This is a genomic window from Dactylosporangium sp. NPDC051485 (assembly GCF_040682015.1).
Taxonomy (GTDB): domain Bacteria; phylum Actinomycetota; class Actinomycetes; order Mycobacteriales; family Micromonosporaceae; genus Dactylosporangium.
Genome location: NZ_JBFAZW010000122.1, coordinates 21823 through 32235, shown reverse-complemented (window position 1 = coordinate 32235; position 10413 = coordinate 21823). Strand labels below are relative to the sequence as shown.

Genomic DNA, 10413 nt, shown 5'->3' with positions numbered 1-10413 from the left:
GACCGGTCGGCGCCGAGCAGGGCAACGTCGAGCAGATCGGCGCCGATCAGCACAACCGCGGCGCCGACGCCGTGCCGCTGCGCGGACGCCAGATCTGCGTTCTCATCCCGTCGAATCAGAAGTTGCTCAGGACGTTGACGAGCACCTTGTCGATGGTCGTCGGGTCGCTCGCGTCGTACGCCGCCGCCCGGGACGCCGCCGAGATCTTCTGGAGCGTCGCGAGGTCGGCCTGCCCGCCGTACGCAATCGTGAAGACCCGGACCGGGATCTCCTTGTCGGAGGTGTCCACGTCACGGACGAGGGCGTTGAGGTCGCTGTCCTTCGGGTACTCGTTCTTGCCGTCCGTGAGGACCACCACCGCGTTGATCCGGCCGGGGTCGGCCATCGACGCCATCTTGGTCTGCGCGGCCCTGGTGGTGGCGTACAGCGCCGTGCCGCCCTCCGCGCTCAGCGACTGGATCACCTTCTCCAGCTTCGCCCGGTTGGTGTTCAACCCGCCGACGGGGACCTGCTCGGTGTACGGCGTGCTCGCCCCGCCGACCTCGGTCGAGAAGGTCCAGAGCCCGACCTCGTCGTCCGGGGCGAACAGCTTGAGCGCCTGCAGCGCCGCCTGCTTGGCCAGGTCCATGCGGGAGTGCCCGTTGCCGGCGTCATTGTTCATCGAGCCCGAGACGTCGAGCACCAGCAGCACCTTGGCCCGCTTACGCTGCGCGTCCCACGTGGCCAGCGCCTTCTCCATGACCTTCGGCGAGGGCGGGTCGATGATCGTGAACTTCGCGTCCGGCGACATCCCGTTCTCCCGCGTCAGCCCGGCGCCGGGCTTGCCCTCGTACGTGCGGAAGGCGAGGTCGGTGAAGCGCTTCTGCTGCGGCGCGTCGCGCACGTAGGCGAGGAAGTCGGCGGCTGCGGCCTTCTGCTCGTCGCTGGCGTTGCTGAGCACCACGTACGGGTGGTCACTCAGCAGGGTGCCCTCTTTGGGGTAGATGGCGACGAGCGGCACGCGCGGCTTGGGTCCCTTGCCGGCCAGCGCCGGGTCGCCCGTCGGATTGCCGGTGTTGTAGTCGTACACCGACTTCTCCTCCAGCGCGACGGCGCTGATGTAGTTCAGCCCCCGCCCGGCCTGGTCGGCCGCCAGGAGGTTGGACAGGAACGTCAGCGAGATGTCCCCGTAGTGCACGACGGCGGACTCGACCGCCTTGACGTACTGCAGGACCTTCGGGTCCGCGAGATCCTTCTCGGTGAGGTCGGTCGAGCGCCCGGTGGCGGCGAAGTAGGCGCCCACGGTCGCGTTCAGCCCCGACGTGGAGAAGTGCGGGTTGGTCTTGCCGAGCTTGAACCGGCCCCACTCGGGGTGGCCCTTGGCGCCCCAGCCGTTCGGGTCGTTGGTCAGGCCGAGCACGTCGTCCCAGCCGATGGGCTTGTCGGGCCAGCCCAGCGCCTCGGCCATCGGCTTGGGCATGGCGAGCACCACCGGCGACTGCACGACCATCGGCAGCTTGCCGTCGGGCACCAGGGCACCCTTGTCGGTGCTGGCCAGCCGCTGCTTGAGCAGCGCCACCCAGGACGCCGACGCGGGCGTCCAGACCGCCGGCTGCGGCCCGTCGCGCTGCACGTCCCACCCGGTGGAGAGCGCGTCGAGGGCCGCGCCGGAGGCCTTGGACTGCACGACCGGGTCGGCGCACTTGCCGTCGAAGCGCCGGTCGGACTCGATGTAGCTCTTGGCGAGCTGCGTCATCAGCGCGGCCTTTTCGCTGGACGCGCTGATGTTCAGCGCGATGCACCCCTCGCGGCGCGGCGACGAGCCGTTCTTGCCGTCGTCGCTCTTGCCGCCCCGGTTGGCCAGCACGAGGTACACCGCACAGATCGCGAACACGCCGATGACCGCGGCGATGATGATCGGCAGGGGGTTGCGCCGCCGGTTGGGGGCCGGGTAACTCACGTGTCGCTCGCCTCCACGCTGGTGCGTTCGTGGTGCGCCTCCTGCGGGCGCGGCACCAGTGTGTCAGGTCGGGTCGAACCGCGATCAAGCCACATGGTTGATCGCGGCTGCTCGGGACTTGCCGGATTGTTCGCCGACGCCTGGCAAATCCGATATGGGCGGGCGAACCGCTCGTTGGTTCACGATAAGTCGGGCGCTGCGCGCCGCGACTTATCGGATTTATACCCTGACGGGCGGAATATCCGATTCCGGCATTGTCGATCATCACTTCGTCGCGCCGCCGCTCGGCGTGCTTGCCTTCACGGGCCCGCCCATGCCAGCGCACAGCCCGAGTCCCGGCCAGGCTGCTACGCCCACACCGGGGCATGCCGAAGCCCCAAGCGGGTGGCCTCGATGACCGGGAAGCCGCTGCTGACCGACGGCGGATCTGCGAGAGGTGGCCTCAGGCGACGAGGACGGCGTCGCGCGGGCGGTCGGACGAACCGCGGGTGCCGCGCAGCGTCGTGCGGAGCGGCCCGGTGTGGTGGACCGCGACCGACAGCTTGGCGTCGAGGGAGATCTTCGACTTCGGCGCGTCGCGTTGCACCAGCCGGGCCTGCGGCGCGTCGGCCGGGCCGCCGCTCGCCGCCGGCACGGGCTCCGCCTGCCCCGGAGCCGCGGGCGAGGACGCCGCAGCCGGCACGACCTCGGCCGCCGAGCCGTCGTCCGGCTTGCGGTCGCGCCCGCCGACCGGCACGAGCACCGGCGCCAGGTCCTCGGACAGGGCGAGCGTGTCGCTCACATCGCGCAGCACCTCGGACAGCGCCGCGCCCAACGCCTCACAGATCGCGGCCAGCAGCTCGCTGGACGCCTCCTTCTGGCCGCGCTCGATCTCCGACAGATACCCAAGGCTCACATTGGCCGCGGTGGAGACCTCGCGGAGCGTCCGATGCTGGGCCTGCCGTCGCGCTCGCAGCGCGTCACCGATCACCCGACGAAGCAGCACGGTGGCACCCCCTCTGACGCAGCTGGCAAGACCGCGAAAACTGGTACTCGTCACGGTACCTGGTACAGCGCCGATCGACACCCTGCCCCGCCGTTATCAGACGGCGAGGGTCTCCGCGAGCAACCCGACGGCCGCCTCGACCGCCCCGCCCCGCACCGCCGCCCGGTCGCCCGGCAGCGTCAGTTCCCGCACCTCGACCCGCTCCGGCTGCCCGTGCGCCGGCGGCGGCCCGACGACCGCCACGTAGACCCGGCCGACCGGCTGACCTGCTTGTGGGTCCGGTCCGGCGACCCCGGTCGTGGCCGCCGCCCAGTCCGCGCCGCACCGTTCACGGGCCCCGGCGGCGAGCGCGGCGGCCACGGAGGGATCGACGGGTCCGTGCGATGAGAGAAGCGGCGGCGGTACGCCGAGCAGCCGCGCCTTCAACTCTGTTGCGTACGCCACGATGCCGCCCCGGAACACCCGGCTCGCCCCGGGCACCTCGACGAAGGCCGCCGCGAGCAACCCTCCGGTCAGCGACTCGGCCACGGCGAGCGTCTCGCCGCGCTCCTGCAATGCCGCCAGTACCGCACCCGCCCTCTGCTCGCTCACCGCTCCCCCTCCACGATCGTCACGACCCGGCTCCGCTCCTCAACCTCCCATACTCGCCCGCTTTCGCTCGACCTCCCACGCCCACCGCCACCTATCTGCCCGCCCTACGGCGATAGCTATACCTCACATATCACCACAGATCAGACCCTCGCTAAGTCGCGCATGACCGACGGCCAGTAGGTCAGATATGTCCGATCCGGACGTGGCAGCACACGTCAACGGCGACCGGCCGCCAGGCAGAACCGGAAGCCAACGCGGAGCCGGCAACCAGGCGGACACAGGACACGCCAGCACAAACGCGAAGCTGCGGCCGCGCGAACGCTGGCGCGCAGGCAGGTGGAGGCACGGGCGCGCTAAGCAGACGCGGGTCGACCCGAGCGCGGGCGCGGCATGGGCGTGGAGGCGGAGGCGCGGCGCGGGCCCGGAAGCGCGCGGCGCGGGCGCGGAGGCGCGGAGGCGGAGGCGCGGGGCGCGGGCGCACGCCGGAGCCGGAGTCGCACACCGCTTCGCAAGCAAGCGCCGCAAAGCGGCACCCCAGACACCACGCGGCGGCGCGCCAGGGATCAGGCGACTGGCTCGTCCGCCTGCGGAGCCGCGACCGTGGCCTCCGGCGGTCCCGGGTACGCCGCGCCCCCAGCGGCTAAGGACGCCCGCCGAATCCGAATGGCGCGCGCCACATAGTCCAGCCCAGTGACCACCGTCACGATGAGGGCGGCGGCCATGATCCACGGGCCGACGGCGGCCAGGGTGGGGGGTAGGGGGGTGAGGTACCAGCCGATGGCGAGGATCTGCAGGGCGGTCTTCACCTTGCCGCCGCGGCTCGCCGGGATCACGCCGTGGCGGATCACCCAGAAGCGCAGGGCGGTCACGCCCCACTCGCGGATCAGGATGAGGGCCGTCACCCACCAGGGCAGCTTGTCGTAGAAGGACAGCAGCACGAGGGCGGCGCCGGTGAGGGCCTTGTCGGCGATCGGGTCGGCGACCTTGCCGAAGGAGGTGATGAGGTTGTGGGTGCGGGCGACCCAGCCGTCGACGTAGTCGGTGGCGGAGGCGACCACGAAGGTCAGGCCGGCGGCGAGCTGCCAGCCGTCGTGCGTCATCCGGCTGGCCACCACGCAGACGACGAAGACCGGGACAAGCACCATCCGCGCGACCGTGAGGACGTTGGCCGCGTTGAGCAGGGGGACGGGCTTCGCGGGCGTCACGGCGAGGCCGGGCTGATCAGCTCGATCGGGGTGGCGACCAGGTCGACGCCGATGCTGTCGGTGACCTTGGCGCGCACGAGGTCGCCGGGGCGCAGGGTGGCCGGGTCGAGGGCGGCGCCGGGCACGAGGGTGGTGGAGCCGTCGACCTCCGGGGCCTGGTGGGCGCCGCGGCCCTCGACGTCGACGCCGTCGGCGTGGGGCTCGACGGTGTCGACCAGCACGTCGATCAGGGAGCCGATGCGGTCGCCGGCGCGCTGGGCGCAGAGCTCCTCGGCGAGGGCGCTCATCCAGTCGTACCGCTTCTTGATCGTCCCCGCCGGGACCTTGTCCGGCAGGCTCGCCGCCTCGGTGCCGTCCTCGTCGCTGTAGTCGAAGACGCCGATCGCGTCCAGACGGGCCTCCGTCAGGAAGCGGGCGAGCTCGTCGACGTCCTCGCGGGTCTCGCCCGGGAAGCCGACGATCACGTTGCTGCGGGCGCCGGCCTCGGGGTCGAGCTTGCGCGCGGCGGCGAGCAGCTCCAGGAAGCGCTCGGTCGAGCCGAAGCGGCGCATCCGGCGCAGCACCGGCTCGCTGGAATGCTGGAAGGACAGGTCGAAGTAGGGCGCGACGCCCGGCGTGGTGGCGATCGCCTCGATCAGGCCGGGGCGGGTCTCGGCGGGCTGCAGGTAGGACACGCGCACCCGGACGATGCCGGGGGTGGCGGCCAGCTGGGGCAGGAGCTTCTCCAGCAGCCGCGGGTCGCCCAGGTCCTTGCCGTATGAGGTGGAGTTCTCGCTGACCAGGACCAGCTCCCGCACCCCGTTGGCGCCGAGCCACTCCGCCTCGGCGAGCACCTCGTCCGGGGTACGCGAGACGAAGGCGCCGCGGAAGGACGGGATCGCGCAGAAGGTGCACCGCCGGTCACAGCCGCTGGCCAGCTTGAGCGGGGCGACGGGGCCGTCGTCGAGCCGGCGGCGCAGCACCCCTTGCAGGTGGGCCGGGAGATGGCCCGGGGTGACGACCGCGGTGGCGGTGCGCCGCTCGACCGGGGTGATCGGCAGCAGCGTGCGCCGGTCGCGGGGGGCGTGGGACGGGATCGTCTCGCCCGCCAGGATGGCGTCGAGCCGGGCCGCCATGTCCGGATAATGGTCGAAGCCGAGCACCGCATGGGCCTCGGGCAGCTCACCGGCCAGCTCTTCGCCGTAGCGCTCGGCGAGGCAGCCGGTGGCGACCACCTTGGCGCCGGTGTCGGCCGCGGCCAGCAGGGTGTCGATCGAGTCCTGCTTGGCCTTGGCCACGAAGCCGCACGTGTTGACCAGCACCACATCGGCGTCGGTGCCGTCGGTCGTCACCGACCACCCGCCGTCGGCGAGGCGGGCGGCCAGTTCCTCGGAGTCCACCTCGTTGCGGGCACAGCCCAGGGTGAGCAGGGCTACGCGGCGGTCAGCATTGGTGGACATGGTGTCGAGGGTACCGACCGGCACCGACAATTTCGGCCTCAGGGCGCCGGGAACGGATCCCGGAAGGTGAATGCCCGTGCCGTGGGCCCTTCGCGTCTCAGCAGCTCCAACCGCTCCCCCGCCTCCCCGACGGTCGGGATGTGGCCCTCTGGCACCCACCAGATGACCGTGGCAGCCTCGCCGAGCGGGTGGAACCACTCCCGGCGCCGTCGCAGGACGTCGAGGTGGCCGCTGCGGAACGTGAAGTCGCGGAGTGATTCGAGACCCTTCCACACGGAGAGGTTCACCATGGTGTCGTCGCCGTAGGGGCGCAGCGACGTCGCGTCGGCCCCCTCGTCGTCGACCAGCCGCCAGACGAAGCCGGGCCACCCGTCGGCGATCGCGTTGATCCGGTCGAGTTCGCCGTAGAACCCGGCCATCCGGGGGTCCTCCCGAGGTCCCACGGGCACGCCGAGGTTGAGCTGCGCGAGATGAGCGGTCATGCCGGCAGTCTAAAACAAAGAACCATTGGTTTTTGTACCGCATGTGCCACGATCCACCACCACGCAGCACCCCTCGGGCCCCGGATCGATCCGCACCCCGCCGCCGAAAGCCGCCTTCAGCAGCTCGAGGTTGGCCCCGCACACGGCACCGGGATGGTTGCGGGCCACGCCGCCGAACGGGCAGTTGCGCAGCCGCCACACGCCGCCGTCGGCGTAGGGCTCGTACCCCAGCCCCCGCAGCGTCTCCTCGACCGGCGCCCCCTCGCGCGCCAGCCGCTCCCCCTGCCGGCGCGCGGCCGCGTACAGAGCCGGCTCCACGCCCGCCTCCTCGACCGCGTCGGCGAGCACCTCGGCCAGCACCCGGTACCCGCGCGGCGGCAGGCTCACGGCGTGCTCGGCGGCCGAGCGCTCGTACAGCTTCGAGGGCCGCCCCGCCCCCGGCCCGCTCTTGCCGCCCAGCCGCGCGAACGACACGTCGAGCAGCCCGGCCCCGGCCAGCTTGTCGAGGTGGTGCGCGGCGAGGTTGCGCCCGATCTCGAGCGCCTCGGCCACCTGATCGCGGCTCACCGGCCCGCCGGCCGCGGCCACGTGCTCGTACACGGCCCGCCGCCGCGGGTCGGCCAGCACGGAAAGCGCATCGAACCCCTGCACAGGTCAACTATCGCAGCAGCATCGCGGCGATCGTCAGGGCCGCCATCGACAGGGCCGCCGCCGGGTCAGTCGTCCTCGGGCTTCAGGGTGGCGAAGACCTCGGCGAGGGCGTCGGGCTTGATGAGGACGTCGCGGGCCTTGGAGCCCTCGGACGGGCCGACGATGCCGCGGCTCTCCATCAGGTCCATGAGGCGCCCGGCCTTGGCGAAGCCGACCCGCAGCTTGCGCTGCAGCATGCTCGTCGAGCCGAACTGGCTGGTCACGACCAGCTCGATGGCCTGGACCAGCAGCTCCAGGTCGTCGCCGATCTCCTCGTCGATCTTCTTCTTGCCCTCGTCGCGCTTCTGGGTGACGCCCTCGCGGAACTCGGGCTCGCGCTGGTCCTTGCAGAACTTGACGATGTCGCTGATCTCGGTCTCGCTGACCCAGGCGCCCTGGATGCGGATCGGCTTCGAGGCGCCCATCGGCAGGAACAGCGCGTCGCCGCGGCCGATCAGCTTCTCCGCGCCGGGCTGGTCGAGGATGACCCGCGAGTCGGCGAGGCTGGAGGTGGCGAACGCCAGCCGGGACGGCACGTTGGCCTTGATCAGGCCGGTGACCACGTCGACGCTGGGCCGCTGGGTGGCCAGCACCAGGTGGATGCCGGCCGCGCGGGCCAGCTGCGTGATGCGCACGACCGAGTCCTCGACGTCGCGCGGGGCGACCATCATGAGGTCGGCCAGCTCGTCGACGACGACCAGCAGGTACGGATACGGCCGGATCACCCGCTCGCTGCCCGGCGGCGCGGTGATCTGCCCGGCCCGGACCTTGCGGTTATAGTCGTCGATGTGCCGGACGCCGGCCGCGGCCAGGTCGTCGTAGCGCATGTCCATCTCGCCGACCACCCAGTCGAGGGCGTCGGCCGCCTTCTTCGGGTTGGTGACGATCGGGGTGACGAGGTGCGGGATGCCCTCGTAGCTGGTCATTTCGACCCGCTTGGGGTCGACCAGCAGCAGTCGCACCTCGTCGGGCGTGGCCCGGGTCAGCAGCGAGACGAGCAGGCTGTTGAGGCAGGAGGACTTGCCGGCGCCGGTGGCCCCCGCGATGAGGATGTGCGGCATCTTGGCCAGGTTGGCCACGACGTAGCCGCCCTCGATGTCCTTGCCCAGCGCGACGATCAGCGGGTGGTGGTCGCTGGTGGCCACCCGGGAGCGCAGGACGTCGCCGAGGGCCACGTTCTCCCGGTCGGTGTTGGGGATCTCCACGCCGACCGCGCTCTTGCCCGGGATCGGGCTCTGGATGCGCACGTCGGCGGACTTCACCGCGTAGGCGATGTTCTTGGACAGGGCGGTGATCCGCTCGACCTTGACGCCGTGGCCGATCTCCACCTCGTACCGCGTCACCGTCGGGCCCCGGGTGAAGCCGGTGACGATCGCGTCGACCCCGAACTGCTCGAACACGCCCTGCAACGCGTTCATGACCTCGTCGTTGGCCCGGGTGCGCCCGCGCGGGGCGTCGCCGGTGCCGAGCAGGGTGGGCGGGGGCAGCTTGTAGTCGGCGTCGGTGAGTGCGAGCTGCTCGGCCCTGGTGGGCAGCGGCCCGTGCTCCGGCGGGATCCGGCCGTCGGCCGGCTCGGGCTCCGGCTCGGCCTTCCTGCCCTTGCGCCGCCCCGCCGCGGGCACGCGCTGCAGGACCACGGTGTCGTGGATCAGCCCGGGCTCGAGGTCGGGGGCGGCCGCGTCGAACTCGCCGGGGTCCAGGCCGAGCGGGTGCGGCAGCGGCGGGGGGCCCTGGTCGGCGTCGGTCTTGGCGCCCTGCCGGCGGCGGGCCGGGCGGCGCGCGGGGGCCGGCTCCGGCTCGTCGTCGTAGAGCTCCTCGTAGTCCTCGTCGTCGGCGAGGGTGGGGTCCTCGACCCGGCCGAGGGCGAGGTCGCGCAGCTGGCGCCAGCGGTGCGGGATGTGGGCGATCGGCGTGGAGGTGACCACCAGGAAGCCGAAGATCAGCAGCAGGAGCAGCAGCGGCACGGCCACCCAGGCGGTGACGGCCATCTCCAGCAGCCCGCCGCCGCCCCGGCCGAGCAGGCCGCCGGCGCTGTCCATCTTTTCCGGGACCGTCGGGCTGCCGGCGGCCAGGTGCAGCAGGCCGCAGCCGGCGAGGAAGACGGCGCCCCAGCCGACGAAGCCGCGGCCGCGCCGCTCGTCGGGGTCGCCGGAGGCGCGCATCACCCGGATGCCGCCGACGAGCAGCAGGACCGGCAGGATCGTGGCGGCGGTGCCGATGAAGGTGTGGCAGATCCCGGCCAGCCAGCGCCCGACCGGCCCGGCGGCCTCGAACCACAGGGCGGCGGTGAGCAGCACGGCCGCGCCGATGAGGGTCAGCCCGGCGCCGTCGCGGCGGTGCTCGGGGTCGAGGTCACGGGCGTTGGCGGCCTGCCGGCCGATGGCCCGGGCGCCCCAGCCGACGCCGTGCGCGAGGCCCATCCAGACGGCGATCATGCCCCGGCCGAGCAGGCCCAGCGGCGTGGCGACGGCGGCCCCGCCGCGGCGGCGGCGCACCGGCGCGACCCGGGTGGCGGCCCGCGGGGTCGCCTTCGCCCTGGTCCGGGTGCCCGTCGTGGCCTTGGCCGGCGTGGCGGCCGCGGCCCGCGAGCGGGGTGCCGCCCGCTTCTGCGCGGTCGCACGCGTGTTCGAACCGCCGCGCGCGTTGGACGTGCCGCCGCCGCGGCCGGCCTGGGAGGTGCGGCCCGCCATGGTCACACCGTAGCGGGGGGCTCCGACATTTCACGTTCGGCACGCCGGTGGCGATACTTCGCAAACGCCACCGCGTACGAGCCGGCGACGACCACACCCACGAGGACCTGCAGCAGGTGGGTGTAGCGCTCCGGATACAGGACGTTCTCGATGTAGGTGTCGACGAAGCCGCGGTCGCTCACCGACTGCCCGGCCCGGCGCCGGGCCCAATGCTCGATCACGGTGAGGGGGCAGGTCAGCGGGATCGTGACCACGGCGAGCCCCCATGCGGCGGCGGCCAGATGGGGCCAGAAGGCCCGCGGCCACCGCCAGACGAGGAACCCGCCGAGCACGACGTACGCCAGGAAACAGAAGTGCAGCGCCAGCACCGTGGTCGCCAGCGCCGCGTACAT

8 protein-coding genes and 1 pseudogene are annotated in these 10413 nt (G+C 72.4%); all 9 read right to left on the bottom strand.

Annotated elements, in window-relative coordinates; all coding sequences use genetic code 11:
• Positions 1-115 precede the first annotated feature (115 nt).
• The 9 genes and pseudogenes from AB0M46_RS43465 to AB0M46_RS43425 all read right to left on the bottom strand — a co-directional run bounded on the left by AB0M46_RS43465 (position 116) and on the right by AB0M46_RS43425 (position 10413).
• Positions 116-1939 carry a substrate-binding and VWA domain-containing protein gene (locus tag AB0M46_RS43465; protein WP_363346042.1) on the bottom strand — a complete coding sequence of 608 codons (1824 nt, stop codon included), beginning with the start codon at positions 1937-1939 and terminating at the stop codon, positions 116-118.
• 442 nt (positions 1940-2381) lie between these two features.
• A complete protein-coding gene (locus AB0M46_RS43460; RefSeq protein ID WP_363346040.1) occupies positions 2382-2924 on the bottom strand; it encodes a helix-turn-helix transcriptional regulator in 543 nt (180 codons plus the stop codon).
• Between the two features lie 96 nt (positions 2925-3020).
• The gene (locus AB0M46_RS43455; protein ID WP_363346038.1) at positions 3021-3515 is read right to left on the bottom strand and encodes a CinA family protein; all 495 of its coding nucleotides are present in this window, start codon (positions 3513-3515) and stop codon (positions 3021-3023) included.
• Positions 3516-4159: 644 nt separating this feature from the next.
• Positions 4160-4720: pseudogene (pgsA, locus tag AB0M46_RS43450) on the bottom strand (CDP-diacylglycerol--glycerol-3-phosphate 3-phosphatidyltransferase); the annotation flags it as partial.
• Positions 4717-6159, bottom strand: coding sequence for a 30S ribosomal protein S12 methylthiotransferase RimO (gene rimO, locus AB0M46_RS43445; protein ID WP_363346036.1), 1443 nt, complete (start codon positions 6157-6159; stop codon positions 4717-4719). The gene rimO and the pseudogene pgsA, both read right to left, overlap by 4 nt.
• Positions 6160-6197: 38 nt before the next feature.
• Positions 6198-6641, bottom strand: coding sequence for a DUF3291 domain-containing protein (locus AB0M46_RS43440; RefSeq protein ID WP_363346034.1), 444 nt, complete (start codon positions 6639-6641; stop codon positions 6198-6200).
• A gap of 9 nt (positions 6642-6650) precedes the next feature.
• Entirely contained in the window at positions 6651-7292 is a 642-nt protein-coding gene (locus AB0M46_RS43435; RefSeq protein WP_363346032.1) for a helix-turn-helix domain-containing protein, read from the bottom strand.
• 65 nt (positions 7293-7357) lie between these two features.
• On the bottom strand, positions 7358-10021 hold the full coding sequence (locus AB0M46_RS43430) for a DNA translocase FtsK 4TM domain-containing protein (protein ID WP_363346030.1): 2664 nt from the start codon (positions 10019-10021) through the stop codon (positions 7358-7360).
• A 2-nt stretch (positions 10022-10023) separates the two neighbouring features.
• Positions 10024-10413: a DUF2784 domain-containing protein gene (locus AB0M46_RS43425; RefSeq protein WP_363346028.1), complete on the bottom strand. Its 390-nt coding sequence runs from the start codon at positions 10411-10413 to the stop codon at positions 10024-10026.